This is a genomic window from Micromonospora sp. DT53 (assembly GCF_049841535.1).
GTDB lineage: Bacteria > Actinomycetota > Actinomycetes > Mycobacteriales > Micromonosporaceae > Micromonospora.
In genome coordinates, this window is record NZ_JBNCKM010000001.1 from 341,087 (window position 1) to 357,891 (window position 16,805).

The 16,805-nt window shown below is 72.3% G+C and carries 13 protein-coding genes; 4 read left to right on the forward strand and 9 right to left on the reverse strand.

Annotated elements, in window-relative coordinates; translation table 11 throughout:
• Nucleotides 1-24 precede the first annotated feature (24 nt).
• Nucleotides 25-1,449: a type I glutamate--ammonia ligase gene (gene glnA / locus ACLQ3B_RS01765; protein WP_425776729.1), complete on the reverse strand. Its 1,425-nt coding sequence runs from the start codon at nt 1,447-1,449 to the stop codon at nt 25-27.
• A gap of 262 nt (nt 1,450-1,711) precedes the next feature.
• Between glnA and ACLQ3B_RS01770 the strand changes: the two genes are divergently transcribed.
• Complete coding sequence (locus ACLQ3B_RS01770) at nt 1,712-2,110, forward strand: RDD family protein (protein ID WP_355432875.1); 399 nt, start codon at nt 1,712-1,714, stop codon at nt 2,108-2,110.
• A gap of 222 nt (nt 2,111-2,332) precedes the next feature.
• Here ACLQ3B_RS01770 and ACLQ3B_RS01775 read toward each other — a convergent pair whose 3' ends face one another.
• On the reverse strand, nt 2,333-3,019 hold the full coding sequence (locus tag ACLQ3B_RS01775; RefSeq protein WP_124822539.1) for a DUF4191 domain-containing protein: 687 nt from the start codon (nt 3,017-3,019) through the stop codon (nt 2,333-2,335).
• A gap of 207 nt (nt 3,020-3,226) precedes the next feature.
• Here ACLQ3B_RS01775 and ACLQ3B_RS01780 point away from each other — a divergent pair, with 207 nt between their 5' ends.
• Entirely contained in the window at nt 3,227-3,397 is a 171-nt protein-coding gene (locus ACLQ3B_RS01780) for a hypothetical protein (protein ID WP_425776732.1), read from the forward strand.
• A gap of 185 nt (nt 3,398-3,582) precedes the next feature.
• Nucleotides 3,583-6,480 carry a helix-turn-helix transcriptional regulator gene (locus tag ACLQ3B_RS01785; protein ID WP_425776734.1) on the forward strand — a complete coding sequence of 966 codons (2,898 nt, stop codon included), beginning with the start codon at nt 3,583-3,585 and terminating at the stop codon, nt 6,478-6,480.
• Nucleotides 6,481-6,552: 72 nt separating this feature from the next.
• Here the strand turns inward: ACLQ3B_RS01785 and ACLQ3B_RS01790 are convergent, their stop codons facing one another.
• The gene (locus tag ACLQ3B_RS01790; RefSeq protein ID WP_425776736.1) at nt 6,553-8,217 is read right to left on the reverse strand and encodes a hypothetical protein; all 1,665 of its coding nucleotides are present in this window, start codon (nt 8,215-8,217) and stop codon (nt 6,553-6,555) included.
• Nucleotides 8,218-8,270: 53 nt separating this feature from the next.
• Nucleotides 8,271-9,266 (reverse strand): lipoyl synthase, encoded by a 996-nt coding sequence (gene lipA, locus ACLQ3B_RS01795; protein WP_425776737.1) that lies wholly within the window; start codon nt 9,264-9,266, stop codon nt 8,271-8,273.
• 452 nt (nt 9,267-9,718) lie between these two features.
• Between lipA and aspS the strand changes: the two genes are divergently transcribed.
• On the forward strand, nt 9,719-11,005 hold the full coding sequence (gene aspS, locus ACLQ3B_RS01800) for an aspartate--tRNA(Asn) ligase (RefSeq protein WP_425776739.1): 1,287 nt from the start codon (nt 9,719-9,721) through the stop codon (nt 11,003-11,005).
• Here the strand turns inward: aspS and ACLQ3B_RS01805 are convergent.
• The 5 genes from ACLQ3B_RS01805 to ACLQ3B_RS01825 form a co-directional block, all read right to left on the reverse strand.
• On the reverse strand, nt 10,995-12,338 hold the full coding sequence (locus tag ACLQ3B_RS01805; RefSeq protein ID WP_425776741.1) for an RNA polymerase sigma factor: 1,344 nt from the start codon (nt 12,336-12,338) through the stop codon (nt 10,995-10,997). The genes aspS and ACLQ3B_RS01805 overlap by 11 nt on opposite strands.
• A 4-nt stretch (nt 12,339-12,342) precedes the next feature.
• Nucleotides 12,343-12,687: a YciI family protein gene (locus tag ACLQ3B_RS01810; RefSeq protein WP_357712902.1), complete on the reverse strand. Its 345-nt coding sequence runs from the start codon at nt 12,685-12,687 to the stop codon at nt 12,343-12,345.
• Nucleotides 12,688-12,879: 192 nt separating this feature from the next.
• Nucleotides 12,880-13,806, reverse strand: coding sequence for a threonine synthase (locus ACLQ3B_RS01815; RefSeq protein ID WP_425776743.1), 927 nt, complete (start codon nt 13,804-13,806; stop codon nt 12,880-12,882).
• A 236-nt stretch (nt 13,807-14,042) separates the two neighbouring features.
• Complete coding sequence (gene lipB, locus ACLQ3B_RS01820) at nt 14,043-14,684, reverse strand: lipoyl(octanoyl) transferase LipB (RefSeq protein ID WP_425776745.1); 642 nt, start codon at nt 14,682-14,684, stop codon at nt 14,043-14,045.
• A 104-nt stretch (nt 14,685-14,788) separates the two neighbouring features.
• Nucleotides 14,789-16,621, reverse strand: coding sequence for a DUF2079 domain-containing protein (locus ACLQ3B_RS01825; protein WP_425776747.1), 1,833 nt, complete (start codon nt 16,619-16,621; stop codon nt 14,789-14,791).
• Between the last annotated feature and the right edge of the window lie 184 nt (nt 16,622-16,805).

Consider the following 16,805-nt stretch of genomic DNA (forward strand, 5'->3'; position numbering starts at 1 on the left):
CGACTGCTCAGCAGTCAGACCGCGTCAGCAGTCGTAGTACATGGCGAACTCGTGCGGGGTCGGGCGCAGACGCACCGGGTCGACCTCGTTCGCGCGCTTCCAGTCGACCCAGGTGGAGATCAGGTCGGGGGTGAAGACGCCGCCGTCGAGCAGGTAGTCGTGGTCGGCCTCCAGCGAGTCCAGCACGGCCGGCAGCGAGCCCGGCACCTGCTTGACGTCGCCCCACTCCTCCGGCGGGAGGTCGTAGAGGTCCTTGTCGATCGGCGTCGGCGGCTCCATCTTGCTCTTGATGCCGTCCAGGCCGGCCATCATCATGGCCGAGAAGGCCAGGTAGACGTTGGCCGACGGGTCCGGGACGCGGAACTCGACGCGCTTGGCCTTGGCGTTGCTGCCGGTCACCGGGATGCGGGTGCAGGCGGAGCGGTTGCGCTGCGAGTAGACCAGGTTGACCGGCGCCTCGTAGCCCGGCACCAGGCGACGGTACGAGTTGATCGTCGGGTTGGTGAAGGCCAGCAGCGACGGCGCGTGGTGCAGCAGACCGCCGATGTACCAGCGGGCCATGTCGGACAGGCCCGCGTAGCCGGTCTCGTCGTAGAACAGCGGCTCACCGTTGAGCCAGAGGCTCTGGTGGGTGTGCATGCCGGAGCCGTTGTCGCCGAAGAGCGGCTTGGGCATGAAGGTCGCGGTCTTGCCGTTGGCCCACGCCTCGTTCTTCACGATGTACTTGAAGAGCTGGAGCTGGTCACCGGCGTGCAGCAGGGTGGAGAACCGGTAGTTGATCTCGGACTGGCCGGCGGTGCCCACCTCGTGGTGCGAGCGCTCCACGTTGAAGCCGGTGTCGACCAGGCGGCGCACGATCGAGTCACGCAGGTCGGCGTAGTGGTCGACCGGCGGGACCGGGAAGTAGCCGCCCTTGTACGCGGTCTTGTAGCCGCGGTTGCCGCCCGGCTCTTCGCGGCCGGTGTTCCAGGCGCCCTCGATCGAGTCGATGTAGTAGAACGACTGGTGCGCCGAGGTCTCGTGGCGGATCGAGTCGAAGATGTAGAACTCCGCCTCGGCGCCGAAGTAGGCGGTGTCGGCGATGCCGCTCGCCGCCAGGTACGCCTCGGCCTTCTTCGCCACGTTGCGCGGGTCGCGGCTGTAGGCCTCGCGGGTGAACGGGTCGTGGATGAAGAAGTTGAGCGCGAGAGTCTTCTGCGCGCGGAACGGGTCGATGAACGCGGTGGCGACATCCGGGAGCAGGAGCATGTCCGACTCGTGGATCGCCTGGAAACCGCGGATCGACGAACCGTCGAACGCGAGGCCGTCGGTGAAGAGGTCGTCGTTGACGGACTCGACCGGCAGGTTGAAGTGCTGCATCACGCCGGGCAGGTCACAGAAACGAACGTCGACGAACTTCACGTCCTCGTTCTTGAGGTATCGCAGCAGTTCCTCGGGATTGGCGAACACACATCCTCCTGGCACGTCCACGGGGTGGCTAGGCTTCTGGCGACGCTAGGGCCGGGGGGTTGCCCGGCCGTGTCTCCGTTGTTTCTGCCGTGTTACGTCCCTCGTCGAGGGTCAGCGATGCCCCGGTCCACGCCTCCGGCCCGCCAGGAACGCCGTACCGACTGTGCCAGTGTAATGACATCTGATGCCTTTGGCCTGAATCGGCACACCGTGCGGCGGCACCCGGCGGGCCCTCATCCCGGCGCGGATACCCTTGACCGCTGTGACCAATCCGCACCCCCCGGCAGCGCCGGCCACCGACCCCACCTTCACCGCCCCGAGCCTCGGTCGGCGGTTCGGCGCGTTGATCATCGACTGGGTGCTCTGTCTGCTGGTGTCCAACTTCTTCGCCGACCCGGTTCGCGACGGCTGGGCGCCGGTGCTGGTGCTGGTGCTGGTCTACGGCATCTTCCTCGGCCTGTTCGCCCAGACGCCGGGCATGTACATCACCAAGATCCGCTGCGTGAACTGGCATGACGGCGGTCGGATCGGCGTGCTCCGAGGGCTGATCCGCGGCCTGCTGCTGGCCCTGGTCGTCCCCGCCCTGATCATGGACGAGCACCGGCGCGGCCTGCACGACCGACTCGCCGACTCGGTAATCGTCGACGCCCCCCGCGGCTGAGCCGACCCCAGCAAGGTCGGTCCGGGCCGCCCGAACCGCAAGATCGCACTCGATCCAGGATGTAGTGGCATCCACCGCGCGCGAGGCCACCACATCCAGGATCGAGCACGATCATGGCCGGAGGCCCGAGGGGCCCGGTCGTCGGGCGTGGGCGGCGCTGACGCCGCGCGCGAAAGAGCCGGACCCGTGTGGGTCCGGCTCTCTACGCGTACACCTGGGGGGTCAGCGGCCCCGCGACTGGCGGAAGGCGCCTGGCGGCCGCATGTTCTTCGGGATCGCGCCCTTGGGCATCTGTGGCCGGGCGGTGAGCGCCTTGAGTCGCTTGTCCAGCGAGTTGACGTCCTTGCCGGAGAGGGCGCGGGGCAGGCGCAGCAGCGTCGTCCGGAGCTTGCGGATCGGCAGCTCGCCCTCCTCCTGCCCGATCACGTAGTCGTGCAGGGGAGCGGAGCCGATCACCTTGGACAGCCGCCGCTTCTCCTGGCCGAGCAGGCCGCGCACCCGCTGCGGGTTGCCCTCGGCCAGCAGGATCACGCCCGGGCGGCCGATCACCAGGTGGACCATGTCCATCTGGGTGGTCGAGCTGACCGCCGGGGTCACCCGCCAGTCGCCGCGCATGTTCTCCATGATCTGCGCCGCTGCCCCGGGCTGCCCCTCGGCGGCGTTCATCATCGCCTTGTTGGACCGCAGGTTGAGCACGATCAGCACCGCGAGCAGGATGAACAGGATGCCGATCGGCAGCCAGATCCAGCCCCAGAGGATGACCGCGACCACGGTGAGCGCGAGCGGGAGCAGCACCGCCGCGGCGACCAACGGCGCGAACCACCGGTCCTGCTTGGCGGTGAACTGGAACACCATCCCGATCTGCTTCAGCCGCTGGCCGAACGAGACCTTCTCCTGGGGCTTTGCCATGCCGCAGAGTCTAGTGGTCGCCGCCGGCCCGGTTGATCCGCGTCCGGGTGCCGGGGCAGCTGAGTACCTTACGTCGCCGTACGCCTCCTCAGCGGCTGGGTAAGGAGGCTGTGGGCGGGGAAGATGAGGCACCGTGCCCATGCCCGGGTGGGGCCTTCGCGCGAAGAGTCGTCAGCAGAAGACGACGACGCGACGAAGGAGCCCGACATGTTCGGCAACGACGTAGATTTCCTGCTCACCCTGCACCGTACCCACGCCGCCGAGCTGCGCGCCGACGCGGCCGCGGACCGGATCGCCCGGTCGCTGTCGCGTCCCGTCAGCCGTGGGTGGTTGGGCCGGCGTAGGCAGGCCGGTCGCACCAGCGACGCCCGCCGGTGACCGCGCCCAGGGCGGCTGCCAGGCCCACCGGGCCCAGGGCGGCTGCCACGTCCACCGCGCCCAGGGCGGCTGCCAGGCCCACCGCGCCCGCCGGGCCGGTCACTCGACCCGAGCCGACCCCGCCGCCCGGCCACCGGCCGATCGGCGGGGCCGGCGCAGCGGGCCGTCATGGCATGCTCGAGCACGTGACCGTACGCGCCGCCAGCTCCGTCCTCGTCGGGCGCCACCGCGAGACCGTGGCGCTGCGGGACGCGCTGGGTCGGGCGCGGGCCGGGGAGCCGACCACCGTGCTGGTCGGCGGCGAGGCGGGCGTGGGTAAGACCCGGCTGCTGGAGGAGTTCGCCGGCTGGGCCACCGACGGCGCGGCGCGGGTGCTCGTCGGGCAGTGCCTGGAGTTGGGCGAGGCGGGCCTGCCGTTCGCGCCGTTCGCCGCCGCGTTGCGCGCGGTGCTCCGCGCCGACGGCCCCGAGGTCTTCGCCGGCTACGAGGCGGAGTTCGCCCCGCTCCTGCCGGAGCTGGGCCGTGCCTCCGCGACGCTTGCCGCACCGCGTTCCGTCGCACTCAGCGACGCTCCGCGCGGTTACCTGTTCGACCTGGTCGCCGAGCTGTTCCAGCGGCTGGCCGACGCTTGCCCGCTGGTCCTGATCATCGAGGACCTGCACTGGGCCGACCGTTCCACCCGCGACCTCATCGGGTTCCTCGTGCGGGCGGCGAGGCCGGGCCGGTTGCTGCTGGTCTGCACCTATCGCACCGACGAGTTGCAGCGTGGGCACCCGCTGCGCCCGTTCCTCGCCGAACTGGACCGGGCCCGGGGTGTGGAGCGGGTCGAGCTGGGCCGCCTGGACCGCGACGGCACCGCCGCGATCCTCGCCGACCTGCTCGGCGCCGAGCCGCTCGCCCGCGCCGTCGACGATGTGCACGACCGCACCCAGGGCAACCCCTTCTTCATCGAGGAGTTGACAGTCGCCGGTGACCCGATCGGCTGCGCGGCGCTCCCCGAGACGCTGCGTGACCTGCTGCTGGCCCGGGTGGACCGGCTCCCCGAGCCGGCCCAGCGGGTGTTGCGGATCGCGGCCGCCGGCGGCACCCGTTTCGCCCACGACCTGCTCGCCGAGGTCGCCGGGTTGCCCGAGGCCGAGCTGGAGGACGCGTTGCGCGCCGCCGTCGCCGCCCAGTTGGTGGTGGCCGACCGGGACGGTGACTACGAGTTCCGGCACGCGCTGGTCCGCGAGGCCGTCCACGACGAGTTGCTGCCAGGTGAGCACGCCCGGCTGCACGCCCGCTTCGCCGCCGCCATCGAGGCCCAGCCGCACCTGGTCGCCGTCGGCCGGGCCCCGGCCGAGATCGCCCACCACTGGTACGCCGCGCACGACCACCCGCGTGCCCTCGTCGCCGCACGAGCCGCCGCGGCTGCCGCCGCCGACAGGTACGCGTACGCCGAGCAGCGCCGACTGCTGGAGCGGGCGTTGGAGTTGTGGGAGCTGGTGCCGGACGCCGCCGACCTGCTCGGCATGGACCACCTGGCGTTGCTGGAGCAGACCCTGGACGCCGCGGTCACCGCCGGCGACTTCAGTCGGGCCAGCACCCTGACCCGGGCCGGGCTGGCCGAGGTGGACGCCGACGCCGCACCTTTGCGCGCCGCCCGCCTGCTGGACCAGCGGGGCCGACTGCTGGCCCTGCTCGGCAAGAGCGACGGCAGCCCTGAGCTGGATGAGGCGTACCGGCTGGCGGCCGGTGGCCCGCGCGGCGCGGAGCGGGTCCGGCTGCTCGCCGACATCGCCACCCACCTGGTCAAGATCGACCCGGAGAAGGCCGCCCGGGTGGCAGCCGAGGCCGCCACCGACGCCGAGGCGCTCGGCGTGAACGTGGCTCTGCTGTCGACGCGGATCGCGCTGCTCTGCCACGGCGAGCGGGACCGGACCGGAGGCTTGGCCGAGCTGGGCCGGGCCGCCGCCGCTGCCCGTGCGACGGGGGATGCGCCGACACTGGTGGCCGCCTTGGTGTTCGAGTCGGACATGCTCTGCGAGTTGGGCCGCTACGCCGAGTCCGCGCAGGCCGCCGAGGCGGGCGCGACCGAGGCGCGACGGGTGGGGATCAGCCGCTCCACCGGGGCGTACCTGCTCTCCAACCGGGCCGAGGCGCTGATCGCGCTGGGCCGGTGGGACGAGGCCGAGGCGGTGTGCGCGGAAGCCGCCCGGATCGACCTCTCCGGTGTCACCGGACTGCACTGGCTCCAACTGGGCGCCGGGCTGCGGCTGGCCCGCGCCCACCCGGGCGCCGACGAGCTGGTCGACCGGGCGCTCACCTTCCTCGGTCGGCCGTACCTGTGGCCGAACCACCGCCTGCCCCTGCACGAACTGGCGATCGAGGCGGCGCTGGCCGCGGACGACAAGGTCGAGGCGGTACGCGCGGCCCGCGTCGCGGTGGCTGACGAGAGCCTGCCGCAGCTGCCCCGAGAGGGTTGGCCGGTGCTCAGCGCCGCCGCACGTACCGCAGCCCGGGTAAGTGATCGGGAGCTGGCAGCCGCCGTGGCGGCGCTCGCCACCAACCTGCCGGCGCGGCACCCGGCGGCCCGTGCGCACGCCGCCCAGGTCGCCGCGCTGCTCGCGGTCGGCGACCAGGCGCTGCCGGCCTGGCGTACGGCGGTCGGCGCGTGGCGGGCCGACGGGCAGCCCTACCCGCTGGGCCGGGCGCTGCTGGCGCTGGCCGAGGCGACCGCCGCCGCCGGGGAACGCGACGAGACGGCGGCGGCTCTCACCGAGGCCACCGAGATCGCCCGGCGGCTGGGTGCGACGCCACTGGTCGAGGCGGCTGCCACCCTGGCGCGGCGGGTCGGCCTGCGCGGTGCGGCCGGGGGCGGGGCCGGCGCGAACCTGCTGACCGCCCGAGAGCGGGAGGTGCTGCGGTTGGTCGCCGAGGGGCACAGCAACAGCCGGATCGCCGAGCGGTTGTTCATCTCCCCGAAGACGGCGAGCGTGCACGTCTCCCGGATCATCGCGAAACTGGGCGTGACCAACCGGGTGGAGGCCGCCGCCCTGGCCCACCGCCTCGGCCTGCTCACCGAGACCGCCGGGCCGCGCTGACACGCGCACCGAGACAACCGCGCTGACACGCGCACCGAGACCGCCGCGCTGACGCTTGTCGAGCCCGCGCGATCAGCGCGGCAGGTAGATGCGCCAGCCCTCGATGGTGACCAGGTCGAGGCTGCCCGGCGTGACCCGCTGCCGCTCGTCGAGCACCTCCGCCAGCGGCGAGCCGGCCGGCGCGACCCAGGCCGGTGCCACCGCGCTGTCCACCTCCCGGCGGTACGCCGGGTAGCGGTCGAAGCCGGGGCGCAGGGTGTCGTCGACGACCGCGCAGACCACCTGCTCCGCGCTGGCGAAGGTGAGCCGGTTGCAGGTCCAGTAGCCGGCGCGCACGTGCCGTACACCGAGGTGACGCAGGGTGCTCACCAACTCGGTGTGCCGGGCCTCGGCGGCCCGGGTCGCCGAAACGGTTTCCGTTGCCCGCCAGGTGGCGTGTGCGGCGGTGCCCAGCGTGGCGGCGAGCGCCAGAACCGCGAACGACCGGGCCAGCGGCGACCCGATGCGGTGCCGGCCGGTCACCGCCGGACCCAGCCCGTGTCGGGCCACCGTCCACACCGGCCAGAGCAGCACCGGCAGGGAGATGAGCAGGCAGGACAGGTAGCGGGAACTCTCCACCGGGGTGAGCCCGGCCGAACTGCTCACGGTGTACGCGCCGAGGGTGGCCACCGCGGCCAGCACGAGCGCCAGCCGGATCGCCGCCACCACCCGGGGCGACACCGCGTCGGGTACGACAGAAGCAGGGCGCAGGGTCCGCCAGGCGGCGACGGCGGCGATGACCAGCAGCAGCGGCAGGACGAGCGCCCACCACAGCTGCCAGGTGGCGCACTGCCCGGGGGAGCAGAAGCCCATGCCCAGCGGCGGGCCGAGCACCAGACCGCCGTGCAGCCGGTCCGGCCAGCCGGCGCTGGCGTTCGCGCCGCTGGCCGCGAGCACGGCGTGCAGCGGGTTGCGCCCGGTCAGCAGGCTGTGCAGCAGCAGCGGGGTCGCCCCCAGCACGACCGCCGCCCCGAGCAGCGCCCCGGCGGCACCCCACAGCTCCCGGCGGCAGAACCCGACGAGGACCGCGCCGACCGCGGCGACGTACGGCAGCACGAGCGGGTCGACCCAGAGCATCAGCCCGGCCAGGAACCCCCAGGTGGCCCAGCGCGCCAGCCGCCAGCCGGGCCGGCCAGCGCCGGCCGACGGACGTTCCGGTCGGCTGCTGGCCAGGTCCACGGCGAGCAGGGCCAGCGCCGCTGCGGCCGCGTTCATCTCGGGGTAGCCGCCGCCGGCGATCAGCTGGTTCTTGACGACCCGGTCGGAGCCGAGGGCCAGGAGCGCCACCACCAGCAGCCCGAACCACCGGTCCCCGGTCAGCCGCAGCGTCAGCCGCCAGGTCAGCAGCAGGAACAGCGCGTACAGCGCCAGCGTGGGCAACCGCAGACCGAGCAGCGACGGCCCGCCGGCCACAGCGAACACCGGCGCGGCCAGGTAGGCCTCCAGCGTGCCCATGTACTGCTGCCCGTAGAACCAGACCGGGAAGCCCTCACCCCGCGCGATGTGCAGCGCCGCCAACCCCATGGTGGCCTCGTCGCTGTTCGTCGGGGGCGCGGCGTGCAGCAGCAACCACAGCCGGTAACCCACCCCGGCGAGCACGGCCAACCCGGTCAGCCAGTCGACCAGACCGGCACGTACGCCGGGTCGCGGGCGGGGCGAGCCCGCGCCGCGCGGCTGCTCGCGTACGCCGACGGTCATCACAGGATCATGGCACCCGGACGGCGAACGGCCGTGCGGCGCTGCCGGTGAAGTCAGCCGGCGGTGACGACCGGGGTTGCGGCGCGGGCGTCGAGCGCCTGCTTGTAGAGCCGGCCCGCCCGGTACGACGAACGCACCAGCGGCCCGCTCATCACCCCGGCGAAGCCGATCTCCTCGGCCTCCTCGCGCAGCTCCACGAACTCCTCCGGCTTGACCCAGCGGGTCACCGGGTGGTGCCGGGGCGAGGGACGCAGGTACTGCGTGATGGTGATCAGCTCGCAGCCGGCGTCGTGCAGGTCGCGCAGCGCCTGCGAGACCTCGGCCCGCTCCTCGCCCATGCCCAGGATGAGGTTGCTCTTGGTGACCAGGCCATCGGCGCGGGCCTGCCGGATCACGTCCAGCGAGCGATCGTAGCGGAACGCCGGCCGGATGCGCTTGAAGATGCGCGGCACGGTCTCCACGTTGTGCGCCAGCACCTCGGGACGGGAGCCGAAGACCTCGGCCAACTGCTCGGGGACGGCGTTGAAGTCCGGGATCAGCAGCTCGACGCCGCAGCCGGGCTGGAGCGCGTGGATCTGTCGGACGGTCTCGGCGTACAGCCAGGCGCCGCCGTCGGGCAGGTCGTCACGGGCGACACCGGTGATGGTGGCGTAGCGCAGCCCCATCGAGACCACCGACTCGGCGACGCGACGCGGCTCGTCGGCGTCGAACTCGGCCGGCTTGCCGGTGTCGATCTGACAGAAGTCGCAGCGTCGGGTGCACTGGTCACCGCCGATGAGGAAGGTGGCCTCCCGGTCTTCCCAACACTCGTAGATGTTGGGGCAGCCGGCCTCCTGGCAGACGGTGTGCAGCCCCTCGCGCGAGACGAGCCCGCGCAGCTGGGTGTACTCCGGGCCCATCTTGGCCTTGACCTTGATCCATGGAGGTTTGCGCTCGATCGGCGTCTCGGCGTTGCGCGCCTCGATCCGCAGCAGGCGCCGCCCCTCGGGGGCCGCCGTTGCGGTGCGCGCTGCCTGGCCGGTCGTCGGCGCGGAGTGCTCGATCGTCACGAAAACGAGCCTACGCCGGACGGCAGGTGTCTATGTGCGTCAGGCGACCGGCGTCACGCCCCGAACGTTGTGACGCCGGACACCGCTCGGTCAGAAAAGGGCGTCATAAAGCGGGGGATCGGGTGCTACGGTCTCCGCCAACAGCGACGACGGAGCCGAGTAGCGCACCGACCCGCCAGTGCAGAGAGCCGCCGGTGCTGAGAGGCGGTCTGGTGCCGGTGTGCGAAGACCCTCCCGAGCTGCGGGAAGAACGGCCGCGGGCATCCGCGCCCAGTAGAGCCCGCCCGGTTGGCCCCGGTCATCAGGCGACGAACGAGGCCCCCGCTCCGGCGGGGGTGAAGGTGTGGTGGCACCGCGAGGATCCCGCTCGCCCACACCTCCCTGGGGCTGACGCGACGCATCGCTTCCCCAGGGCGGCGACGGCGTGGCGATCGACCGAGGAGCAACCCGCCATGCAACGAACCCTGTCCCACCACCTGCCCGCCCAGATCGGCACGACCGTGCGGATCGCCGGGTGGGTGCACCGCCGCCGACTGCTCAAGTCGGTGGCCTTCCTGATCGTCCGGGACGCCGCCGGCCTGGCCCAGGTGGTCGTGACCGACCCGGCCGTCCGCGCCGAGCTGGAGAAACTCACCGAGGAGACGGTCGTCGAGGTCACCGCGACGGTGACCGCGAACGACACGGCGCCCGCCGGGGTCGAGCTGACCGACCCGGAGGTACGCCCGCTCGGGCCGCCCGCCGTGCCGCCACCGTTCGACCTGTACCGGCCGGCGCTCACCGCGAGCCTGCCCACCCAGCTCGACAACGCGCCGACCGCGCTGCGCCACCCGACCCGGTCGGCCGCGCTGCGGATCTCGGCGGCCGCGGTGGCCGGGTTCCGGGCCGCGCTCGACGCCCACGACTTCGTGGAGATCCACACCCCGAAGGTGGTCAGCTCCAGCACCGAGAGCGGGGCGAACGTGTTCGCGCTGGACTGGTTCGGCCGGCCCGCGTACCTGGCCCAGTCACCGCAGTTCTACAAGCAGCTGATGGTCGGCGTCTTCGGACGTGTCTACGAGGTGGGGCCGGTCTTCCGGGCCGAGCCGCACGACACCGTCCGGCACCTCGCGCAGTACACGTCGCTCGACGCGGAGCTGGGCTTCATCGCCGACCACCGGGACGTGATGCGCGTACTGCGCGACACAGTGGCCGGGATGCTGGACGCGGTGAACGGACGGGCCGGCGCAGCTCTCGCGACGCTCGGCGTGACGCCACCGCAGGTGCCCGCGGAGATCCCGGCGGTGCACTTCAGCGAGGCGCTGACGATCGCCGGCGCGCCCGCCGACGAACCGGACCTCGCGCCCGCCCACGAGCGGGCGTTGGGTGAGTGGGCCCTACGCGAACACGGCTCGGACTTCCTCTTCGTCACCGGCTACCCGATGGCGAAGCGACCGTTCTACACCCACCCGGACCCGGCGCGGCCCGCGTACTCGAACGGTTTTGACCTGCTCTTTCGTGGTCTGGAGCTGGTCACCGGTGGGCAGCGGCTGCACCGGCACGCCGACTACCTGGCGGCGTTGGCGGCCAGGGGTGAGCCGGTCGAGCCGTACGTGGGCTACCTGGACGCGTTCCGGCACGGCATGCCACCACACGGTGGCTTCGCCATCGGCCTGGAACGGTTCGTGGCCCGGCTGGTCGGCGCGGCCAACATCCGGGAGGTCACCGCGTTTCCACGTGACCTGCACCGGCTCACTCCCTGAGGGAGGTCGGCGCACACTCGGCGAGCCGGTCGCGTAGCCGGGCCGCCTGCGGGTCGTTGAGGTCGAGCGCGAGTGCCGCCCGGTACGCCGCGGCGGCCTCGTCGGCTCGGCCGAGGCGGTACAGCAACTCGCCCCGGGTCGCGTGGAACCACGGGTAGCCGGCCAGCCCGCCGATCGCGTCCACCAACGCCAGCCCGGCGGCGGGGCCGTCGCGCTCGGCCACCGCCGCCGCCCGGTTCAGCCGCACCACCGAAGTGTCCTGGACGGTGAGCAGCACGTCGTACCAGGAGATCACCGCGTCCCACGGAGTCTGCTGGTACGACGGGGCGAGGGCGTGGCAGGCGGCGATGGCGGCCTGGACGACGTACCCGTCGGGGTGGTCGGGGGTGCGACGCAGCCCCCGACCGACCAGGTCGACCCCGGCGGCGATCGCGGCCCGGTCCCAGCGCGTGCGGTCCTGCTCGCCCAGGAGCAGCGGTCGACCGTCGACGCCGACCCGCGCGGTCCGCCGAGAGTCCTGCAACAGCAGCAGGGCCAGCAGGCCGAGCACTGTCGGTTCGTCCGGCATCAGCTCGACCAGCAGCCGGGCGAGCCGGAGGCCCTCGTCGGCCAGCCCGACCCGGATCAGGTCGTCGCCGACGCCGGCCGTGTAACCCTCGTTGAAGATCAGATAGACGGTGGCGGCGACCCCGGCGAGTCGTCCCGGCAGCTCCTCGGCCGGCGGTATCCGGTACGGGATGCCCGCCTGGGTGATCTTCTGTTTGGCCCGGGTGAGCCGCTTGGCCATCGTCGCCTCGGGCACCACCAGGGCGCGGGCCACCTCGGCGGTGCCGAGCCCGCCGATGGTACGCAGCGCCAGCGCCACCTGTGCGTCCAGCGACAGCGCCGGATGGCAGCAGGTGAAGACCAGCCGGAGCAGGTCGTCCCGAACCGCCTCGGGCGAGTCCGACGCGGGGTCCAGCAGCGTCACTGCTTCGGCCTCCTTGCCGGCGCGGCGGGCCTCCCGGCGGATCAGGTCGACCGCACGCCGTCGCGCCACGACCAGCAGCCAGCCACGCGGGCTGTCCGGTACGCCGTCGCGCGGCCAGGTCTGCAGGGCGCGCAGCACCGCGTCCTGAGTGGCGTCCTCGGCCAGGTCGACGCTGCCGGTGACGCGGATCAACGTGGCGAGGATCCGGGACCGCTCGGCCCGGACCACCTGCCGCACCGCGTCGGCGGCCCGTGCCCGCTGCGCCGCCTCCGGCGGTTGGGCCCGCTGCGCCGCGTCCGGCGGTTGGGCCCGCTGCGCCGCGTCCGGCGGTTGGGCCCGCTGCGCCGCGTCACCTGTCAGCATCGGATCACAGGGGGATGACGGGACGGACCTCGACCGCGCCGTTCCAGGCCGCGGGCATCATGGCGACCGTCGCCACGGCCTCGTCCAGGTCCGCGCACTCCAGCAGGTAGAAGCCGGTCAGGGCCTCCTTGGTCTCGGCGTACGGGCCGTCGCTGGTGAGCACGTCACCGCCCCTGCCGCCGGAGACCCGCACCGTGGTCGCGGTGGCCGTCGGGTAGAGCGCGCTGCCGCCCCGGATCACCGCACGGGCGGCCGCACCGAACTCCCGGTACTCCGCCATCTCGTCAGCCTGTTCGGGGCTGCTCCAGTCGACGTCCGCGGTGTAGGTCAGCGCGATGTAGGTGGGCATGTCCGCTCCTCGCGTCCGGGCCGGGCGGTGGTCGCCGGCCTCAGGTGTCGAGCCGACGCTGATCGCCGACTCCACCATAGGGACGATCGGCCGGCCGTCCCACGGGACACTCGGTGCGAAAATTCTGGCCGGCGACGCCGACCTGACCCTCAGGCCTCATTCTTTGGCGCGCTCCCCTCACTGCCAGGGCGGTCACAGCCCCTTGAACAGGTGGGAGGTGGTGATCAGGACTGTCCGATCGCCAGACGGGACGACGTTGCGTCGCCGTAGGACGTCGTAGGCAGCCAATACGGTGCAACTGCTGATCTCCCAGGTGTGCCCGTGTCGGCTCGCCCGCTCGTACCAGCTGGTTGCCACGTCCTCCCGCACCACCACGACGCTGCCCGCACTACGGGTCACCGCGGCCTGGGCCTGCACGGTCGTGCTGTCCCCGGCGATCGAGTGGAGGCTTCCGGCGCTGTCGGAGAAGCGTGTCGCGACGTCCCGGCCGGCGAGCACGGCGGACAACCTGGGGAAGGGTTCGACCAGGTGAAGGCGGGGCAGGTGCCCGCCGGTCAGGGCGGACCACTGGGCGAAACCGAGATGGATGCCCCAGGCCAGATCGCCGCGGCTCGACGGGATCACGACGTGATCCACCCCGCCAGGTACGTCGGCTGCCAGCTCCCAGGCGATGGCCTTGTAGCCCTCGATCCCGAAACAGCTACTTCCGATGACCATGTCGGCGACGTTGGAGACGGCAAACGAGTCGTGACGGTTGGCCGCCTCCTTGACGTACCGGATGCGTTCCTCGTCGGTGTCGAAGGTGCGCAGGTCCGCTCCGAGCCTGCGCAGCGGCTCTGCCAGCGATTCGGGCAGCCAGGTGAAGCCGGCCACCACGGCCCGGAGGCCGACGGCGGCGGCGAAGGCGGCCGTGGCCAGCCCGGCGTTACCGGACGATCCGACGACGACGCGCTCGTAGCCCGACGCCTTCGCGTGGGTCACCACCATGGCCGCGAACCGGTCCTTGTGGGATCCGGTCGGATTCGCTGCCTCGTTCTTGACGAGCACCCCGTCGAGCCAGGGCAACGGGAACAGCGGCGTGCGCCCCTGGCCGAGGTCCGGCACGACCGGGTACGGCACCAGTTGGTGCTGGCGTACCGCCTCAGCGGGGTAACGGCAGAACAGGTTCGAGCCGCGGCCGGCGGCCGCGCAGGAGGGGCACCCGAGCGAATAGTCGCCGACCGGATGTCGGGCACCGCATCGAATGCACTCGAGGGCCGTGACTGCGGTACCGGTCGGCGGTCGTACCGCGTCCGTCATGTCACGTCCCCGAAGCCGTGGGCGGATGTGGGTGCGTCCGTCGGCCAACGCCGCAGTCAGACCGCCATGAGTGTGGAGAGGCGGCGCTCGACCACCGGCAGCACGTCGGCGACCGTGATCGGGCGGCCCAGCTCGGCGGTGAGCGAGGTGACGCCGGCGTCGCGGATGCCGCAGGGCACGATCCGGTCGAAGTACGTCAGGTCGCAGTCGCAGTTGATCGAGAAGCCGTGCAGGGTGACGCCCCGGGCCACCCGGATGCCGATCGCGGCCACCTTGCGGGCCGGCCCCCGGTCGTCCTCGGGCACCCAGACGCCGCTGCGCCCCTCGACGCGGCCGGCGGTCAGCCCGAACTCGGCACACACGTCGATGAGCAGCTCTTCGGTCCGGCGCACGTACGCGACCACGTCCACCGGGTCGGGCAGGCGCAGGATCGGGTAACCGACGAGCTGCCCCGGCCCATGCCAGGTGATCTTGCCGCCGCGGTCCACGTCGACGACCGGAGTGCCGTCCACCGGCCGGTCCCACGGTTCGGTGCGCTTGCCCGCGGTGTAGACACTCGGGTGCTCCAGCAGCAGCACGGTGTCGCCACGCTCGCCAGCCACCACCGACTCGTGTAGGCGCCGCTGCTCGTCCCAGGCTGCCTGGTAGTCGAGCAGGCCGGCGCGGACGGCGGTGAGGCCGGAGATCGTCGTTGTCACGGTCTCCAGTTTAGTCCCGCACCCGGTGATCGCCCCTCGTGAGCCGCCTCACCAGGGAAGATCACCACCGCTGCCGCTGCCGCTGCCGCTGCCGCTGCCGTTGCCTATCGGTCGGCCGGCGGGATGCGCCAGAGCCAGACGTCGTCGACCCGTTGCGGCTCGCCGAACAGGGCGGTGCCGGTACGCAGCAGCGTCTCCTCGTCGACTTCGAACTTCGCGCCGTGCACCTCGTCGGCGAGCACTACCGTCTCGATGCGCCAGTGCCGCAGGTCCGACTGGACCTCCCGGATCGTCCCGTCGGTGACGATGGGCACCAGCCCGGTCCGGCCGGCCTGGTCCATCAACGCGCTCAGGGTGCGCGGCACCGGGCCGATCCGGCCCCGCCCGTCCGGCCCGCCGGGGCCGAGGAAGAAGCCGCCGGGGATCTTGAACTCGCCCTGCCGGTGCGACAGCGCGTACGCCTGCCACCGTTGGCCGTCCGGGTAGATGTCCACGGTCAGCGGCACCGGGGTCAGCACCCCGTCGGGTGAGACGTAGTCCCGCCACGTGCCGGAGGTGATGAACCGGGGGATCGGTTCGCGCTCGTCGGTCAGCAGCGGGGTGGGCAGCAGCGGCACCAGGGCCACCGCGAACCCGACCAGCCAGGCCAACTCGGTGGAGCGGTGCCGGGGTGGCGCGGCCCGCAACTGGTCGACGACGTACGCCAGCAACAGCCCGATCACCGGCGCGACCACAAGCGCCAGCCGGGCCGGTAGGGCGGCGTTCACCACCGGCAGTTGTCCGACCAGGTCGAACGGCATGGGGAGGTCGGTGCGTCGGCCGTCGACCTTGGCGATCGGCCCGAAGGAGAGCACCGTGAAGATCAGCGCGACGGCGCCCAGCGCCCAGAGGGTCGCCCGGCGGTGCGTGTCGGCGCGCCGCCAGAGCGCGACGAAACAGACAACGGTGAGCACCAGCAGCGGGATGCCGAAGAACGAGTTCTCCTCGGTCGGGTTCGGTGCCAACGAGGTGCCCAACCCGGCCTCGCCGGCCAGCGAGCGGCGCGGGAAGGCGGCGAACGCCGCGATGTCCTCGGAGTGGATCACCGGGTCGAAGCCGGTGCCGTGGAATCGTTGCGGCCCGGCGAAGTGCAACCACAGGGGGTACGACAACAGCACACCGGCGACCACGGCGGTCACCCCCAGCCCGCGCAGGAAGGTGGGCAGCGCGGCGCGTGCCTCCACGCGGTTGGCCGGGTGCAACGCCCAGATGGCGACGAACACCCCCAGCGCCAGCGCGGCGAAGAAGAGCCCCTCGGCGGCGATCGAGAAGGCCACCGCGACCAGCGCGCCGAGGATCACTCCGTCGCGGAGCCAGTGCCCCGCGCGGCGCAACGCGAACAGCCGCCAGATCAGCAGCGGCACCAGCCAACCGGCGGTCCAGTTCAGGTGCGCGTTGGCGTGCGACACCATGCCGGGGGAGTAGGCGATGAACAGGGCGCCGATCCCGGCGGCCAGCCGGCTGCGCACCAGGTGCCGGGAGAGCAGCCAATACCAGACCAGCGCGGTGGCGAGCAGGTTCAGGGTGAGGATCACCAGGAACGTCGCCGGCGGCCCGATCAGGTACGTGAGCGGGGCGAAGACCACCGCGTACACCGTGATCGTGGTGTTGACCGCGAGGTTCACGCCGTCCGGGACGTTGATCAGGTAGGTGAAGAGCGGGTTTTCCCCATGGGTGACCGCGTGCCCACCGAAGGCCAGCAGCCACTCGAAGAGCGCCTGGTCGCTGGAGTTGACGGTGATGGTGCGGACGTTCGGGTCCCGCCACAGCCCACTGGTCACCCAGACGGCGAGCGCGAGGGCCACCAGCACGACGATCAGGTCGGCCCGGCGGTCCCGGACGGTGCGCGGCGGTGACGCGGGTGCGGGCCCGGTGGCCAGCGACGGGGAGGACGGCACGCAGCGGACGTTACCAACCGGACCTGGACGGTCCGGTCAGACCTGCAAGGAGGGGACCGTTGGGGACGGATTCGGTCCGCCATGTCGACGGTCCGGCGTACACAGCGTCCGTCGTGAATGTGTGACTGTGCCCCATGTCATAGCGGCGACACGTCGTCGTAACGTCTCGGCAACTCGACCGTGA

Bases quoted from the DNA above. Each gene is read 5' to 3' on its own strand.
- ACLQ3B_RS01775 (WP_124822539.1), bottom strand. From the start codon at position 3,019: ATGGCAAAGCCCCAGGAGAAGGTCTCGTTCGGCCAGCGGCTGAAGCAG.
- ACLQ3B_RS01780 (WP_425776732.1), top strand. From the start codon at position 3,227: ATGTTCGGCAACGACGTAGATTTCCTGCTCACCCTGCACCGTACCCAC.
- ACLQ3B_RS01790 (WP_425776736.1), bottom strand. From the start codon at position 8,217: ATGACCGTCGGCGTACGCGAGCAGCCGCGCGGCGCGGGCTCGCCCCGC.
- aspS (WP_425776739.1), top strand. From the start codon at position 9,719: ATGCAACGAACCCTGTCCCACCACCTGCCCGCCCAGATCGGCACGACC.
- ACLQ3B_RS01805 (WP_425776741.1), bottom strand. From the start codon at position 12,338: ATGCTGACAGGTGACGCGGCGCAGCGGGCCCAACCGCCGGACGCGGCG.
- ACLQ3B_RS01810 (WP_357712902.1), bottom strand. From the start codon at position 12,687: ATGCCCACCTACATCGCGCTGACCTACACCGCGGACGTCGACTGGAGC.